This window comes from Streptomyces sp. NBC_00557 (assembly GCF_036345995.1).
In the GTDB taxonomy this organism is placed as follows: domain Bacteria; phylum Actinomycetota; class Actinomycetes; order Streptomycetales; family Streptomycetaceae; genus Streptomyces.
The window spans coordinates 3,295,111-3,310,521 of record NZ_CP107796.1; the positions used below are offsets into that span (position 1 = coordinate 3,295,111).

The 15,411-nt window shown below is 73.1% G+C and carries 17 protein-coding genes; 3 read left to right on the forward strand and 14 right to left on the reverse strand.

The annotated features are described in order from the left end of the window. Window positions 1–69: 69 nt before the first annotated feature. Together OG956_RS13815 and OG956_RS13820 are read right to left on the reverse strand one after the other, a co-directional pair. Window positions 70–933 (reverse strand): polysaccharide deacetylase family protein, encoded by an 864-nt coding sequence (locus tag OG956_RS13815; RefSeq protein ID WP_443065559.1) that lies wholly within the window; start codon window positions 931–933, stop codon window positions 70–72. Beyond that, window positions 930–1,892, reverse strand: a complete 963-nt coding sequence (locus OG956_RS13820) for a polysaccharide deacetylase family protein (protein WP_330338286.1) — start codon at window positions 1,890–1,892, stop codon at window positions 930–932. Before OG956_RS13820 ends, OG956_RS13815 begins: the two co-directional genes overlap by 4 nt. Window positions 1,893–1,982: 90 nt before the next feature. Here OG956_RS13820 and OG956_RS13825 point away from each other — a divergent pair, with 90 nt between their 5' ends. Next, on the forward strand, window positions 1,983–3,143 hold the full coding sequence (locus tag OG956_RS13825; protein WP_330338287.1) for a THUMP-like domain-containing protein: 1,161 nt from the start codon (window positions 1,983–1,985) through the stop codon (window positions 3,141–3,143). Here the strand turns inward: OG956_RS13825 and OG956_RS13830 are convergent. The 5 genes from OG956_RS13830 to OG956_RS13850 all read right to left on the reverse strand — a co-directional run bounded on the left by OG956_RS13830 (window position 3,140) and on the right by OG956_RS13850 (window position 8,702). Further along, window positions 3,140–4,372, reverse strand: coding sequence for an RNA polymerase sigma factor (locus OG956_RS13830; protein WP_330342833.1), 1,233 nt, complete (start codon window positions 4,370–4,372; stop codon window positions 3,140–3,142). The two genes, OG956_RS13825 and OG956_RS13830, sit on opposite strands and share 4 nt — an antisense overlap. A gap of 178 nt (window positions 4,373–4,550) precedes the next feature. Further along, window positions 4,551–4,907, reverse strand: coding sequence for a YciI family protein (locus OG956_RS13835; RefSeq protein ID WP_330338288.1), 357 nt, complete (start codon window positions 4,905–4,907; stop codon window positions 4,551–4,553). 185 nt (window positions 4,908–5,092) lie between these two features. After that, entirely contained in the window at window positions 5,093–6,136 is a 1,044-nt protein-coding gene (locus OG956_RS13840; RefSeq protein WP_330338289.1) for an LCP family protein, read from the reverse strand. 73 nt (window positions 6,137–6,209) lie between these two features. After that, window positions 6,210–7,568 (reverse strand): endo-1,4-beta-xylanase, encoded by a 1,359-nt coding sequence (locus OG956_RS13845; RefSeq protein ID WP_330338290.1) that lies wholly within the window; start codon window positions 7,566–7,568, stop codon window positions 6,210–6,212. A gap of 102 nt (window positions 7,569–7,670) precedes the next feature. Beyond that, complete coding sequence (locus OG956_RS13850) at window positions 7,671–8,702, reverse strand: LacI family DNA-binding transcriptional regulator (RefSeq protein ID WP_330338291.1); 1,032 nt, start codon at window positions 8,700–8,702, stop codon at window positions 7,671–7,673. Between the two features lie 226 nt (window positions 8,703–8,928). On the opposite strand from OG956_RS13850, the gene OG956_RS13855 reads away from it, so the two are divergent. After that, entirely contained in the window at window positions 8,929–9,807 is an 879-nt protein-coding gene (locus OG956_RS13855; RefSeq protein ID WP_330338292.1) for a COG4705 family protein, read from the forward strand. Between the two features lie 267 nt (window positions 9,808–10,074). On the opposite strand, the gene OG956_RS13860 is transcribed toward OG956_RS13855, so the two are convergent. Genes OG956_RS13860 through tsaB form a run of 4 tightly spaced genes read right to left on the reverse strand, consistent with a single transcriptional unit; the run spans window position 10,075 to window position 12,563 of the window. Next, window positions 10,075–10,338, reverse strand: coding sequence for a hypothetical protein (locus tag OG956_RS13860; protein WP_330338293.1), 264 nt, complete (start codon window positions 10,336–10,338; stop codon window positions 10,075–10,077). After that, window positions 10,335–11,423 carry a tRNA (adenosine(37)-N6)-threonylcarbamoyltransferase complex transferase subunit TsaD gene (gene tsaD / locus OG956_RS13865; protein ID WP_330338294.1) on the reverse strand — a complete coding sequence of 363 codons (1,089 nt, stop codon included), beginning with the start codon at window positions 11,421–11,423 and terminating at the stop codon, window positions 10,335–10,337. The genes OG956_RS13860 and tsaD overlap by 4 nt, the downstream gene beginning before the upstream one ends. Continuing rightward, window positions 11,416–11,889 carry a ribosomal protein S18-alanine N-acetyltransferase gene (gene rimI / locus OG956_RS13870; protein ID WP_330342834.1) on the reverse strand — a complete coding sequence of 158 codons (474 nt, stop codon included), beginning with the start codon at window positions 11,887–11,889 and terminating at the stop codon, window positions 11,416–11,418. The genes tsaD and rimI overlap by 8 nt, the downstream gene beginning before the upstream one ends. A gap of 17 nt (window positions 11,890–11,906) precedes the next feature. Further along, window positions 11,907–12,563 carry a tRNA (adenosine(37)-N6)-threonylcarbamoyltransferase complex dimerization subunit type 1 TsaB gene (gene tsaB, locus OG956_RS13875; protein WP_330338295.1) on the reverse strand — a complete coding sequence of 219 codons (657 nt, stop codon included), beginning with the start codon at window positions 12,561–12,563 and terminating at the stop codon, window positions 11,907–11,909. Window positions 12,564–12,687: 124 nt separating this feature from the next. Here tsaB and OG956_RS13880 point away from each other — a divergent pair, with 124 nt between their 5' ends. Then, window positions 12,688–13,233: a hypothetical protein gene (locus tag OG956_RS13880; RefSeq protein WP_330338296.1), complete on the forward strand. Its 546-nt coding sequence runs from the start codon at window positions 12,688–12,690 to the stop codon at window positions 13,231–13,233. Window positions 13,234–13,321: 88 nt separating this feature from the next. On the opposite strand, the gene OG956_RS13885 is transcribed toward OG956_RS13880, so the two are convergent. The 3 genes from OG956_RS13885 to OG956_RS13895 all read right to left on the reverse strand — a co-directional run bounded on the left by OG956_RS13885 (window position 13,322) and on the right by OG956_RS13895 (window position 15,366). After that, the gene (locus tag OG956_RS13885) at window positions 13,322–13,504 is read right to left on the reverse strand and encodes a hypothetical protein (protein WP_330338297.1); all 183 of its coding nucleotides are present in this window, start codon (window positions 13,502–13,504) and stop codon (window positions 13,322–13,324) included. A 124-nt stretch (window positions 13,505–13,628) separates the two neighbouring features. Continuing rightward, window positions 13,629–14,141, reverse strand: a complete 513-nt coding sequence (gene tsaE, locus OG956_RS13890; protein WP_330338298.1) for a tRNA (adenosine(37)-N6)-threonylcarbamoyltransferase complex ATPase subunit type 1 TsaE — start codon at window positions 14,139–14,141, stop codon at window positions 13,629–13,631. Continuing rightward, window positions 14,107–15,366 carry an alpha/beta fold hydrolase gene (locus OG956_RS13895; RefSeq protein WP_330342835.1) on the reverse strand — a complete coding sequence of 420 codons (1,260 nt, stop codon included), beginning with the start codon at window positions 15,364–15,366 and terminating at the stop codon, window positions 14,107–14,109. Before OG956_RS13895 ends, tsaE begins: the two co-directional genes overlap by 35 nt. Window positions 15,367–15,411 lie beyond the last annotated feature (45 nt).

A 15,411-nucleotide genomic window follows, 5' to 3' on the forward strand; every position in this document is an offset into this window, starting at 1 on the left:
CGTCCCATCGGTTCGGGCCGCCGGTGCGCCCGTCCGCCCGGTACGGGCCGCCGATGCGCCCCCTGCCGATCAGTTCAGGTAGTCCTCCAGCCGTCCCACCGTCAGCCCCCGCTGCTGCACCCGGCGCAGCAGCCGGGCCGTGCGCTCGCGCAGGCTCGGGCCCGTCGTCTCGTCGGGGCCGACCAGGATGATGTCGCCGGGGCGCAGCCGGTGCTCGCCGTGGAAGTAGACGAGGTCGGCCGGGGTCATCGCGGCGCGCCACAGGACGACCGCCGAGATGCCGCAGCCGGACGCGGCGTGCAGGGTGGTGGCGTCGTACGAGCCGTAGGGCGGACGGAAGAGACGGGGGCGTACGCCGAGGCGGGCGGCGAGCCGGTCCTGCTGGCCGCAGATCTCGGCCCGCTGCCCGGCGTACGGCAGCCCGGCCAGCGCGCGGTGGTCGACGGTGTGGTTCTCGATGCCGGCGCCCAGCCGGCGCAGGCGGGCGAAGTGGCCGTAGCCGGGGCCGGCGATGCTGTCGGTGAGGAACATGCTGACCGGCAGCCCCAGTTCCCGGACCATGTCGACGAAGCGGGGGTCCCGGTCGGCGCCGTCGTCGTAGGTGAGGAAGACGACCCGGTCGCGGGTGGGGATGTGGTCGACGACGCGGGGCAGGGGCCGGCCGGCCGTACCCGGGGGCAGGGGCAGGGCGCGGGCGTCGGGTCGCGGCGGGCGGGCGAGGGGCTCGGCCAGGCCCCAGCGGCGGTAGTTCTCGTCCGGGGCGGCGCCGTGCGGCCGTACCCCCTCGGCGGCCTTCCTGCCGAGCCGCTCGATGGGGTCGACGGACTGGGCGCAGCCGGCCAGGAGGAGGGCCGAGGCGAGGAGCGCGAGGGCGCGCCGGGCGGTGCGGCACCGTCCGGAACGGGTTCTCCCGTGTCGTGCCCCCGGCCTCACAGGTAGTCCTCCAGGCGGGCCACGGCGTAGCCCTCGCGCGTGACCTTGTTCAGGAAGCGGCGCATGTCGTCGGTCATCGTGCCGTTCCAGTCGGAGCGGCCGCGGAAGTGGGTGAGGACGATGTCGCCGCGGTGGATCCGCTGGTCCTCCTCGCGGTACTCCCAGTGGTCGACGAAGACCTCCTCGTTCCAGATCGGCGCGTACGTGATGCCGCAGGACTTGGCGGCGCGCAGGGTGTCCTGGTTGTAGTTGCCGTACGGCGGCCGGAAGAGCGTCGGGCGCCTGCCGAACCGCCGCTCCATGATGTCCTGCATGGCGCAGATCTCGGTCCTCTGCTGCTCGTAGGACAGACCCGGCAGGTAGGGGTGGTGCAGGGTGTGGTTGTTCAGGGTGTGGCCGTAGGACTGCATCCTGCGGAAGTACCCGTAGTCGTCCTTGATCAGGTAGTTGCTGAGGAACGCGGTGTACGGGATCCTCAGGTCCTCCATCATCCGCAGGAAGTCCGGGTCCTTCTCCGCGCCGTCGTCGATCGTGAGGAAGACGATCTTCTGCCGGGTGGGCACGCTGGTGAAGACCGGGGGCAGGTCCCAGTCCTCCTGGTGACTCACCTCGAACCCGGCCCGCGCGGTGATCAGCGGCTTGTGCGCGGGCGGCGGGGGCGGGGTCAGCGGGACCTCGTCGAGCCCCCAGCGCCGGGCGGCGGCGACCAGCCGGGCGTGCTCGGCCCGGCGGGCGTCCTCGGCGGCCCGGCGGGCGCTCTGGGCGCCCGGGTGGGGTCGGGGGCCCGGGGTGTGCGCGGGGCCGCCCTCACCAGGCGCGGGACGGGGCTCGGCGCGGGGCGCGCCGGAGCCGGTACAGCCCGACAGGAGCGCGGAACCCGCCAGCGCGACGGCTCCGCAGACCAGGACCAGACGCGCGAGACGCGTCCGGTTCTTATCGTTTTGTACGACGACTCGCATGATGCCGGATCCTCGCAGGCGCCGCCCCGGAACCCGCGGCAACACCGCCGCCGGCGGCGGGCCGTCCACCGACTGGCCGACAATGACCGGGTGAACGACCTCGCTCTCCTCCTCACCCCCGAAGGCCGTGCCCTCCTCGACGAGGTCCGCGACACCGCCCCGGCCGACGAACTCGCCGTCGCCACCCGGCTGCGCCGCGACCACCCGGCCGCGCTGGTGTCGGCGGCGCTCGGCCAGGCCCGGCTGCGGCAGCGGGCGGCGGCGAAGTTCGGGGCGGCGGACGCGGGGCGGATGTTCTTCACGCCGAACGGGGTCGAGCAGTCGACGCGGGCGAGCGTGGCGGCGTACCGCGCCGAGCGGCTGGCCGGCCTCGGTGTGACCTCGGTGGCCGACCTGTGCTGCGGGATCGGCGGGGACGCGATCGCGTTCGCCCGGGCGGGGATCCGGGTGCTCGCCGTGGACCGGGACCCGCTGACGGCCGCGACGGCGCGGGCGAACGCCGAGGCGCTGGGGCTCGGCGAGCTGATCGAGGTGCGGGAGGCGGACGTCACGCAGGTGGAGACGGGCGGGTACGACGCCGTGTTCGTCGACCCGGCGCGGCGCGGCGGGCGGGGCCGCGTCTTCGACCCCGAGGCCTACTCCCCTCCCCTGTCCTGGGCGGTCGAGGCCGCCCGTACCGCGCCCCGCGCCGCGCTGAAGGTCGCGCCCGGCATCCCGCACGAGGCGGTGCCCGCCGACGCCGAGGCCGAGTGGGTCTCGGACGGCGGCGACGTGAAGGAGGCGGTGCTGTGGTTCGGCACCGAGCCGGGCGCGGTGCGCGCCACCCTGCTGCCCGGCCCGCGCACCCTGCGCGGCAAGGGGCTGCCCGATCCCGGGGTGCGGCCGGTGGGCCGCTATCTGTACGAGCCCGACGGCGCCGTCATCCGCGCCCATCTGGTCGCCGAGGCGGCCGAACAACTGGACGGCGGTCTCATCGACCCCACCATCGCCTACGTCACCGCCGACGAACTGCGCCCGACGCCGTACGCCTCCGCCTACGAGATCACCGACCACCTCCCCTTCAACATCAAGAAGCTGAAGGCGCTGCTGCGGGAGCGGGAGGTCGGCACGCTGACCGTGAAGAAGCGCGGTTCGGCCGTCGAGCCGGAGGAACTGCGCCGGAAGGTCAAGCCGCAGGGCCCGAACGCGGCGACCGTGTTCCTGACCCGGGTGGCGGGGGCACCGGCGATGCTCGTGGGGCGGCCGGTCTAGGCCCCGGGCGTGGGCTCGGCCGCCCGGCGCAGCAGCAGGTCGCGTTCCGGGCCGTTGCGGGCGAGGGCGGCGGCGCGGGTGAACTCCGTGCGGGCCTCGGCCGTGCGGCCCAGGCGGGCGAGGAGGTCGCCGCGGACGCTGGGCAGCAGGTGATAGCCGCGCAGGGCGGGTTCGGCGGCGAGGGCGTCCACCAGTTTCAGGCCCTCGGCGGGGCCGTCGGCCATGGACACGGCGACCGCGCGGTTCAGCTCCACCACGGGCGAGGGGGCGCGGGCGGCCAGCAGGCCGTACAGGGTGGCGATGGTGCGCCAGTCGGTCTCCTCGTACGTGTGGGCGCGGGCGTGGCAGGCGGCGATGGCCGCCTGGAGGGCGTAGGGGCCGGGGGCGCCGGTCGCGGTGGCGCCGGCGCGCTCCAGTGCCCGGACGCCGCGGGCGATGAGCAGGCGGTTCCAGCGGCGCCGGTTCTGGTCCTTCAGCAGCACCGGCTCGCCGTGGGGGCCGGTGCGGGCGGCCGCGCGGGAGGCCTGGAACTCGAGCAGCGCGGTCAGCGCGTGCACCTCCGGCTCCTTCGGCATCAGCGCGGACAGCACGCGGGCCAGCCGCAGCGCGTCCTCGCACAGGCCGGGGCGGAGCAGGTCGTCGCCGGCGGTCGCCGCGTACCCCTCGTTGAAGATCAGGTAGATGACGTCCAGGACCGAGCCGAGGCGGGCCTCGCGGTCGGGGCCGCAGGGCACCTCGAAGGCGACGTTCTTCTTCGCCAGGGTGCGTTTGGCGCGCACGATGCGCTGGGCGATCGTGGGCTCCGGGACCAGGTGGGCGCGGGCGATCTCGGCCGTGGTCAGGCCGCCGAGCAGCCGCAGGGTGAGCGCGGTACGGGCCTCGCGCGACAGCACCGGGTGGCAGGCGGTGAACACCAGCCGGAGCAGGTCGTCGTCGATGTCGTCCGGATCGGCGGGGACCTCCGGCGGCGCCGCCGTCTCCAGGTCCCGGCCGATCTCGGCGAGCTTGCGGGCGTAGGTCTCGCGGCGCCGGACCAGGTCGACGGCGCGGTGCCGGGCGGTGGCCATGAGCCAGGCGCCGGGGTTGTCGGGCACCCCGTCGCGCGGCCACCGCTCCAGGGCGGCGACCAGCGCGTCCTGGGCCAGCTCCTCGGCGATCCCGACGTCCCGCACGATCCGGGCGGCTCCGGCGATGACCCGGGGCGACTCCAGCCGGAACACGGTCTCGATGGCATGGGCGGCGGCGGACCGGGAGGCGGTCCCGGCGGGTGCCGCCGCCCGGGCGGACTCCGGGGCCGTCGCGGCCTCCCGTGTCTCCGGGACCCGGGGTGCGCTGTGCCGTGCTGCTGGGGGCTGTGGTTCCACAGCCCACCATGCAACACCCCCGTACGGCACAGCGCCAGGCATCTCAGCCCTCGGCGATCTCGCGCACCTCGCAGGTCACGGTCCAGTACTCCTCGTGGGTCCTGAGGAACCGCTTGGTCCACTCCAGGGCCTCGTCCATGTCCTTGCACTGCATGAGGGCGTAGCCGCCGATGACCTCCTTGGACTCGGTGAACGGCCCGTCCGTGACGGTGAGGTCGCCGCCCTCCCAGCGCACCCGCTTGCCCTGGCTGTGCGGGGTGAGCCCGGCGGTGTCGAGCATGACGCCGGCCTTGGTGATCTCCTCGATGAGCGCGCCCATGCGCTCCATCAGCTCGGGGCTCGGGCCCTCGGGCGGCGCGGTGGTCTCGTCGACGCGCACGATCGACAGGTAGCGGGGCATCGTGACTCCTTCGGCCGGGCGGCGGGGCCTGTCCCCGCCGCTCACCCATGCGTCGAACGGGCGGGCCCCCGGATCGACACGCTCACCGGATTTTTTTCCGCCGTCCGGGATCACTTCGGCTCGGAGCCGCATCCCGCCTTCGCGTACGGCGCCCCGACCGCCTTCCCGCCGAGGACCTTGTGCCGTCAGCGCAGGGACGCCCACAGCTCGCGCGCCGCCGGCTCCTCGGCGATCACCCGGTTGTGGTCGGACGGGGCGGTGACGACCGGCATCATCACCGTCCGCACCCGGTCGGCGCGCAAACCCTCCAGGCTCTGCCCGAGCCGCATCAGCTCGCTCAGCGAGTCCAGGCCGGTGTCGGTGGTGAGCCCGGAGGTGACCGCGTCGGCGACCCGGTACAGCCGGGCCGGGTCGGTGAGCAGCCGGGTGCTGCTCATCTGCTCCAGCAGGTCCTTCACCAGCATCTGCTGCAGCCCTATGCGGCCGAGGTCGCTGCCGTCGCCTATGCCGTGCCGGGTGCGGGCGAGCGCAAGGGCCTGCTTGCCGTCGAGGTGGTGGGGGCCCGCCTTCAGGTGCAGATGGCTCTGGTCGTCGTCGATGTCCTGCGGGGTGGTGACGTCGACCCCGCCGAGCGCGTCGACCAGGTTCGCGAAGCCGGAGAAGTCGATCTCGAGGTAGTGGTCCATGCGGAGGTGAGTGATCGACTCGACGGTCTTCACCGCGCACACCGGACCGCCCACCGCGTAGGCGCTGTTGAACATCGCGCCGTACGCCACCGCCGTCGAGCCGCCGGAGGCGAGCGGGCAGGACGGGCGGGTGACGAGGGTGTCGCGCGGGATGCTGACCACGGTGGCCTTCGTCCGGCCCGCGTCGAGGTGCACGACCATCGCCGTGTCCGAGCGGGCGCCGGAGCTGTCGCCGCCGCCCAGCTCCCTGTTGGCCTTGCCGCTGCGCGAGTCCGAGCCGAGGACCAGGATGTTGAGGGAGCCGGTCGGCAGCGGGGAGGCGGCGGCCGAGGGCGTGACCATCGCCTTGGCCGGGCGGTCGTCGCCCAGTGCGGTGTTGATGTCGACGCTTCTGATGTTGTGGTTCAGATGCCAGTACGCATAACCCGCCAGCGCCGCGCCCAGTACCAGGGCGCCCGCCAGGGTGAGGCCGACGGCCTTCAGCGCTCTCGACCGTCGGCCCGCCTGTCTGCCGGCGTCGCCTTGCTCCTCTTGTCGCGTCACAGCAGGAACGTAAGTCCGAATTATTAGCGGACTGTTAGCAGAAGTTGTGTACGCCGGATTTCTTGGGAGATTCTCATCCCAGTGTCACTGTGGGCACCGGGTTGCTGCCGCTCCAGGACCCGTTGAAGCCGAAGGTCACCGAACCGCCGTCCGGCACCGCCCCGTTGTACGAGGCGTTGGTGCAGGACACCGCCGTGCCGGACTGGGTGCAGGTGGCGTTCCAGGCCTGGGTGATCCGCTGGCCGGCGCCGAACGTCCAGTTCACCTTCCACGACGACAGCGAGGCGCCGGAGCAGGAGAGGGTGACCTGGCCGGTGAAGCCGGTGTCCCACTGGCTGCTCACCGCGTAGGCGGCGGTGCAGGCGCCGCTCGGCGGCGGGGTGGTGCCGCCGCCGCTGCCACTGCCGCCGAGCGCCTCGGCGATGCCGTAGTACGCCGGTTTCGGCTGGTAGTTCTCGTCGTACGGGGTCGCCGCGCCGTAGCCGGTGAAGGTGCCCGGCACCCAGGAGTCGGCGTCGGTGAAGCCCCAGACGGTGACGTTCACACAGCGGGTCACGGCGGCGCAGGCGGCCACGACCGACTTGAAGTCGGCCTTCTGCTGGGCGAGTTTGGTCGCGTCGGCGGGCAGCTGCATGCGGACGTCCAGCTCGGTGATCGCCACGTCCACGCCGAGGTCGGCGAAGCGCTGGATGTTCTGCTGCAGGGTGCTCGGCACCTGGCCGAGGATCAGATGGGCCTGCAGGCCGACGCCGTCGATCGGGACGCCCTGCGCCTTGAGGGACCTGACCAGGTTGTACAGGGCGTCCGACTTCGCGTTCACGCCCTCGACGTTGTAGTCGTTGATGTACAGCTTGGCGCCGGGGTCGGCGGCGTGCGCCCAGGTCAGGGCGCTGGCGACGTAGCCGGAGCCGAGGCCGTTGTACCAGATCGAGGAGCGGAAGCTGCCGTCCTCGTTGAAGGGCTCGTTGACCACGTCCCAGGCGGTGATCTTGCCCTTGTAGCGGCCGACCTCGGTGCTGATGTGGTTCTGCAGCAGGCTGCCGAGCTGGGCGGAGGTCCAGCTGCCGTTCGTCAGCCAGCTCGGGTTCTGGCTGTGCCAGACCAGGGTGTGGCCGCGCACCTGCTGGTGGTGGGCCTGGGCGAAGGCCACGATCTGGTCGGCCTCGGTCCAGTTGAAGGTGCCCCGGCTGGGCTCGACGGACTCCCACTTCATGGCGTTGCCGGGGGTCAGCGAGCTGAACTGGGTACCGGTGATGTCGCCGTAGGCGCCGGTGAGCTTGGAGCCGGTGACGGCGGTGCCGACGACCTTGCCGTGGGCGGCGGCGAGGTCGCGCAGCGGGGTGTCGGCGGCGTGCGCGGCGGGCGCCGTGAACAGCAGCGCGACACCGGTCAGCAGGGACGCGAGGGGTAAACCGAGTCTGAGCGATCTCATGGCGGATGCCTCCGAAAGTTTCGGTTCGGTAACCGACTGACTTCGGAGGAGTGTGGGGGCGTCCACCCCACCCGTCAATACGTCAACTTCCGGCCACCGGCGTCACGCGGCCGCGGGCGCCGCCGTGCTGGACCGCACCACCAGACTGGTCGCCAGCTCCATGCGGGTCGCGGCGCGCTCCTCCTGCTCGCGGCCCAGCTCCAGCACCAGCCGGGCGGCGGCCTCGGCCATCTCGGTCAGCGGCTGCCGCACGGTCGTCAGCGGCGGGCCGACCCAGCGGGCCACGGGCAGGTCGTCGAAGCCCACCACGCTGAGGTCCTCCGGGATGCGCAGACCCAGCTCACGGGCGGCCTCGTACAGCCCGAGCGCCTGCAGGTCGTTGCCCGCGAACACGGCCGTCGGCCGGTCCGGGCGGCGCAGCAGCGTCAGGCCCAGGCGGTAGCCGGCGTCGTGGTGGAAGTCGCCGGCCACGATGAGGGAGGGGTCCACGGGCAGGCCGGCCGTCTCGAGTGCGGCGCGGTAGCCGTCGACGCGGGCGCGGGCGCACATCATCCTCGACGGGCCGCTGATCGCGCCGATCCGGGTGTGGCCGAGCTCCACCAGGTGGCGGGTGGCGGCGAGGCCGCCCTGCCAGTTGGTGGCGCCGATGGAGGGCACGTCCGGGCCCGGGTCGCCGGCCGGGTCCATCACCACGAACGGGATGGAGCGGCTGGTCAGCAGCGCCCGCTGGGACTCGTCGAGTTCGGACAGCACCAGCACCACGCCGTGCGGGCGGCGGGCGGCCACCTGGTCGGCCCAGGTGCGGCCCGGGGAGAGCCGGCCGGCCGACTCGGACAGCACCACGCTCAGCCCGGCGTCCCTGGCCACGTTCTCCACGCCCCGGATGACCTCCAGCGCCCAGGCGCTCTCCAGCTCGTGGAAGATCAGATCGATCAGCGGGGACCGGGAGGCCTCGGCGCGCCGGCGCCGGTAGCCGTGGACGCGCAGCAGCTCCTCGACCCGGGTGCGGGTCGCGGGGGCGACGTCGGCACGGCCGTTGAGCACCTTCGAAACAGTCGGAGCCGACACCCCGGCCGCACGGGCGATCTCGGCGAGGGTCGCGGTCTGCGTCTCTGCGGACTTCGAAGGCTTCATGCCCGCGATCGTATCCCCACCCGCCCTCACGGCGTAGGTGCCGGCCGCCCACACCGATCCGGGAACATTCGGCAATCTCTTCGAAATATTCGGTGGATTTCTGCGGCTTCCGCGGCACTCAGCGAAGAAACGGCAAAAAGCAACCCCGGTGCGGCGCGCGCTCAGGCCGCGTCCCGGTGGCCCCTGGGAGGGTCGTGCCCCTGCCGTCCCCCACACAGGAGCACCCTTGACGACGTTCTCGACGACGAAGCCCGTGATGAAGAAACTGCCCGAGGTCACGGTCGCGTTCTGGGTCATGAAGATCGCGGCGACCACTCTGGGCGAGACGGCCGGCGACCTGTTCTCCCAGACGCTCGAGCTCGGTTACTTCCTGACCACCGTGGCCCTGTTCCTGGTGTTCGTGGTGACCCTGGTGGTCCAGTTGCGTTCCGCGCGCTACAACCCGTTCTTCTACTGGACCGTGATCCTGTCGACCTCGATGGCCGGCACCACCATGTCCGACTTCATGAACCGGGACGCCGGCGCCGAGTACCTTTCGAACGGCGCGACGAGGCTGGGCTGGGGCCCGCAGGGGCTGGGCCTCGGCTATCCGGAGGGCGCCGCGATCCTGGTCTCGATCCTGCTGCTGATCTTCCTCGGCTGGAAGCTGAGCGGGATGACCTTCCAGATCACCGAGATCGTCACCTTCCGGGGCGAGGCCCTGTTCTGGTCGGCGATCCTGGTCTCCAACACCCTCGGCACCTCGATGGGCGACTTCCTGTCCGACAGCTCGGGCCTCGGCTACCTGGGCGGCGCGTCGCTGGTGACCGGCGTCCTGCTCGTCCTGGTCGCCCTGATGAAGGTGCCGGCGGTGCCGAACGTCCTGCTGTTCTGGATCGCGTTCGTGCTGACCCGCCCGTTCGGCGCCACGGCAGGCGACCTGCTGACCAAGCCGGCCGCCAAGGGCGGCCTGGATCTGGGTACGGCCGGTTCCTCGGCGGTGCTGCTCACGGTGCTGTTCGGCCTGATGGGGTACGCGCACCTGAAGGAACGGCGGGCGACCGCCCCGGAGTTCGCCGGGCCCGAGGCGGGGGCGGTCCGGGCGCAGGAGGAGGCGCGCCGGTGACGCGACGACAGCGACATGACGCCGGTGACATCACGGCCGTGACGTGACGACGGTGACGCGAAAACCCCGCCCCGGAAGATCCCGGGACGGGGTTTTCGTGTGGAGCGCCGGGCAGGCCTTGCACCTGCATCTCCCCGCAGGAAGCGGGGCGTCTTTCCTTGGACCACCAACGCACTGCGTCCGATTCCGTTTCCCGAGGTCCGGGTTCCGGCCGTTCGCTGTGTGATGATCATAGCCCAGTCGGGCCGCAGACCTCAACCTCGGACGTCAGCCCTCGCCGTCGGCCACCGCCTCGAACCGCCACCTGTGCACCGGCCGGGTCACCAAGTCCGGGGCGGGTTCGGGCAGTTCGGGGATCCCGGCGTCGTACGGCGCGTCCCACCACGTGATGACCAGCACCCGGTCCTGCGGGGCGCGGAAGGTCTCGCGGCGCAACGGCTCGGGGTTCAGGGGCTGTTCGCGCACCCAGGCGAGCAGTTCGGCGCCCCGGCCCTCGGCGGCCCGGGCCTCCCACATCAGCGCGACGGTCACGAGTACAGGTTCTCCTTGCCGGCTTCGTGCAGATGGTCGTGGTCGGCGGGCACGTGCGGGTCGGTGACCGGCAGGGAGGAGTCGGCCGACAGGTCCCAGCCGGAGGCGGCCCGGTTCCGGGCGACCATCTCGGCGCCGAGCGCGGCCACCATCGCGCCGTTGTCCGTGCACAGCTTGGGGCGCGGGACGCGCAGCCGGATGCCGGCCTTCTCGCAGCGCTCCTCGGCGAGCGCGCGCAGCCGGGAGTTGGCGGCGACGCCGCCGCCGATCATCAGGTGCTCCACGCCCTCGTCCTTGCAGGCGCGCACCGCCTTGCGGGTCAGCACGTCGACCACGGCCTCCTGGAAGGAGGCGGCCACGTCCCGGACCGGCACCTCCTCGCCGGCCGCGCGCCTGGCCTCGATCCAGCGGGCCACGGCCGTCTTCAGACCGGAGAAGGAGAAGTCGTAGGCGGGGTCGCGGGGGCCGGTCAGGCCGCGCGGGAAGGCGATCGCCTCCGGGTCGCCCTCGCGCGCGTACCGGTCGATGACCGGCCCGCCCGGAAAGCCCAGGTTCAGCACGCGGGCGATCTTGTCGAAGGCCTCGCCGGCCGCGTCGTCGATGGTCGAGCCCATCGGCCGTACGTCGGAGGTGATGTCCTCGGACAGCAGCAGGGAGGAGTGGCCGCCGGAGACCAGCAGGGCCATCGTCGGCTCCGGCAGCGGGCCGTGCTCCAGCTGGTCGACGCAGATGTGCGAGGCCAGGTGGTTGACGCCGTACAGGGGCTTGCCCAGGGCGTAGGCGTACGCCTTGGCCGCCGAGACGCCGACGAGCAGGGCGCCCGCGAGGCCGGGGCCCGCGGTGACCGCGATGCCGTCGAGGTCCCTCGCCGAGACGCCGGCCTCCTGCAGCGCGCGGTCGATGGTGGGGACCATCGCCTCCAGGTGCGCGCGGGAGGCCACCTCCGGGACGACACCGCCGAAGCGGGCGTGCTCGTCGACGCTGGAGGCGACGGCGTCCGCCAGCAGGGTGGTGCCGCGGACGATGCCGACGCCGGTCTCGTCGCAGGAGGTCTCGATGCCGAGGACGAGCGGTTCGTCAGCCATTGATCTCGGTTCCTTGTACAGATGAGGCGGGGTCGGTCAGGCGCATGACCAGGGCGTCCACATTGCCCGGCTGGTAGTAGCCGCGCCGGAAGCCGATCGGTTCGAAGCCGAAGCGCTCGTACAGCTTCTGGGCGCGGACGTTGTCCACCCGGCACTCGAGCATCACCTCGTGGCACTCGAACGCGGTCGCCGCGCGCAGCAGCTCGGCCAGCAGCCGGGCGCCGAGTCCGGTGCCCTGGTGGTCGCGGGCCACGGCGATGGTCTGGACGTCGCCCTGCTCGCCGGCGGCGACCAGCCCGGCGTAGCCGACGATCCGGCCGCCGGTCTCGGCCACGACATAGCGCCGGGTCGCCTCGGCGCCCCGGGCGTGGGCCAGCTCGGACCAGAACATGCCCCGGGACCAGGCGTCCTCGGGGAACAGGTCCTTCTCCAGCTCGAGGACCGGGTCGATGTCCCACCAGCGCATCTCGCGCAGTCGTACGGTCACTTCGGGGTGACCACCTTGTAGTTCTTGGGGACCTGGGCGTCCGGCCGGCGCAGGTACAGCGGCCGGGGTGCGGGCAGCTCCTCGCCGGCGGCCAGCCTCTCGGCGGCGAGCGAGGCGAGGGCGGCGGCGGAGACGTGCTCGGGCTCGTGCGCGCTCGGGAACGTGTCCGGGTAGAGCAGCGCGCCCGCGCCGACCGCGGGCAGGCCCGCGACCCGCTCGGCGATGTCCGCGGGCCGGTCCACGGCCGGGCCGGTCAGCCGGGTCCGGGAGTCGGCGTACGTCGCCCAGTAGACCTCCTTGCGCCGGGCGTCGGTGGCCACCACGAAGGGGCCCTTCTCGATGTCGGCGGCGTAGGCCAGGCCGTCCAGCGTGCACAGGCCGTGCACGGGCACGCCGAGCGCCAGGCCGAAGGTGTCGGCGGTCATCAGGCCGACGCGCAGCCCGGTGTAGGGGCCGGGGCCGATGCCGACGACGATGCCGGTGACGGCGTCCAGCCGGAGCCCGGCCTCGGCGAGCACGCGGTCCACGGCCGGCAGCAGCAGCTCTCCGTGCCGGCGCGCGTCCACCTGGCTCGACGAGGCGACGACGTCCGTGCCGTCGTGCAGCGCGACGGTGACGGCGGGTGTTGCGGTATCCAGAGCGAGCAAGAGCACGCGAACAGCCTACGGCGCTCGCGCCCCGGGCATCGCCGTCCCGGTCGTTCGGTCACCGACTGCTACGGTCGGCACGAAGTACGACATATCGCACGCGCAGAGCGCAGGGCAGAGGTGGGCGCACGTGGCAGGGACCAGCTCCGGGATCGTGGCCGCCCTCACCGCTGCGGCCCTGGGAGCGGTCGGTTTCCTCGCCTACCAGGCCCAGACGCATGTGCCGCCGGGCCTGGGCAGGCCCGGACCCGGCGCGTCCGCCTCGGCGAGCGCCGCCGCCCGGGAGCGGCACGGCCCTGGTGCGGCGCCGGGCGGGACCGGTACGGGTGACCGGGTGGTGTACTCGCTGGACGACGACCGGGTCTGGCTGGTCCGGCGCGGGGATCTGGTGCAGCGCAGCTTCCGGGTCACCCCCGGCACGGTCGATCCGCCGCCGGGCGTGTACTGGGTCACGTCCCGCTCCAGCGCGGTCATCGGCACGGACGGGGTGCCGGTCGAGCATGTCGTGCGGTTCACCAGCGTGGGCGGAGTGGTGATCGGGTTCAGCGCGGCGACCGCTTCGCGCAGGGCGGCCGGCTCCGCCGTGCGGACCGGGGGCATCCGGGAGACGCGGGCGGACGGGGACGCGATGTGGGCCTTCGCGACGGCCGGGATGAGAGTGGTGGTGATCCGCTAGGCCCGGTACGGCGAGAGTGCGTGCATGGCGTCGCGGGCCTGCGGGGTCCCCCGGCCGAAGGCTGGGGGAGGGAGTTTGACGACAGGGCCTAGGCGGCACGGGGGTGCGGTGCGGGGTCGTCGTCCGGTCGCGGGTTCGTCGCGTCGGCCGGGGACGCGTCGTCGGTGCGCGCCTCGTCCGGATGCCGCGGCGGCCGGGACACCGCGTCCGCCGCCGCGCACGCCGCCAGCAGGTCGCGCATCGACACCTCAGGGGTACGGGGCTCGGGCATGGACGCCTCCTGAGGTGCGGAGCCGGGCGCGATCAGGTACACCTCACCACTGGCCGCCACCATGTGACCACGCCCGCCGCGTGCCGCGCAACACCTTGCCGACGCCTTGTCGGAATCCCGGCGCTCAGGCCGTGAGCGCCTCCAGGCCCGCGTCCGCCCAGCGCTCCCCCACACCCGTGAGGGTGACGTGCCGTACCTCGTCCGCAGTGGCTCCGACCGCGCGGTGGATGACGACCTGGAGCCGGTCCTCGGTCAGCTCCTCGACCTTGCCCTCGCCCCACTCCACCACGATCACCGAGTCGGGCAGGCTGACGTCGAGGTCCAGGTCCTCCATCTCCTCCAGGCCGCCGCCGAGCCGGTAGGCGTCCACGTGGACCAGGGGCGGCCCGTCGCCGAGGGAGGGGTGCACCCGGGCGATCACGAAGGTCGGCGAGGTGACCGCGCCGCGCACGCCGAGCCCCTCGCCGAGCCCGCGGGTCAGCGTGGTCTTGCCCGCGCCGAGCTCACCGCTGAGCATCACCAGGTCGCCCGCGCGCAGCAGCTTGGCCAGCCTGCGGCCCAGCTCCCGCATCTGCTCGGGCGAAGTGATCGTCAGCCGGGTCTCAGCGGGGTTCTGCGGTGCTGCTGGTGCTTCCATAGCCCACAACCGTAGCCCCTGCGGGCACCGCACCCGCGCGGGTGAGCAGGTCGGCGAGGCGGTCGGTGACCACTTCCGGGTGCTCCAGCATCACCAGGTGCCCGGCGTCCGGGACGAGGACCAGCTCCGCGTCCGGGAGCAGGTCGGCTATCGCCTCGCTGTGTTCGCTGGGCGTGACCAGGTCCTGCACGCCGGCCAGCACCAGCACCGGTATGTCCCGGAAGCAGGCGAGCGCCTCGGTCTTGTCGTGGTCGGTGAAGGCCGGGTAGAACTCGGCGACCACGTCGATCGGCGTGGACTCGATCATCCGCTCCGCGAACCGCTCGACGGCCGGGTCGACGTCCCGCCCGGCGAAGGAGTAGCGCTTGATGACCCCGGCGAACAGGTCGGCGGTGGCCCGGCGCCCCTTCTCCACCAGCTCCGCCTGCTGCCCGAGCGCCTTCAGCACCCCGGGCAGGATCCGGCGCACCGCGTTGACTCCGGCCAGCGGCAGCCCGAAGTTGACCTCGCCGAGCCGCCCGGAGGAGGTGCCGACGAAGGCCGTGGCGACGACCCGGTCCCGGATCAGCTCGGGGTACTGGTCGGCCAGCGCCATGATGGTCATGCCGCCCATCGAGTGGCCGACCAGCACGATCGGCCCCTCGGGCACGGCGGCGTCGAGGACGGCCTTCAGATCGCGGCCGAGCTGGTCGATGCTGACCGGCACCCGGTCCCGGATCTGCGCCACGCCCCGCCCGGAGCGGCCGTGGCTGCGCTGGTCCCAGTGCACCGTGCGGACGACGCCGCGCAGGGCCGCGCGCTGGAAGTGCCAGGAGTCCTGGCTGAGGCAGTAGCCGTGGCAGAAGACGACGGTCACGGGCGCCGGGGCCTTGCGGCCGAAGAGGCGGCGCCGGCGGGGGGAGACGTTCGGCCCCTGATCGGGACCGGCGTCGTCGACCTCGTAGTACAGCTCGGTGCCGTCGTCGGCGGTCGCATGGCCGGGGGTGCCGCGCAGGGTGCCGTAGGGACCCGCGGAGTCCAGCGCCAGCCGGGCCTTCCTGCGCATGCCGCGGCCCACCGTCATCCGCTCCAGGGCGACACCGGCCGCGGCGCCCGCGGCGAGCACGCCTATCGCGGTGCCGGCGAGACCGGTCGCCCTGCGCCAGCTCCCGGCCGCCCCCGCGGCGGAGGCGGCGGCCGCCGAGGCGACGACTTCGGCCACGGCCTCGGCGCTGCTCTCGCTCACGTACCGCTCCTCTTCGACGTACTCCAGTTCGGTCATCGGTGCGAC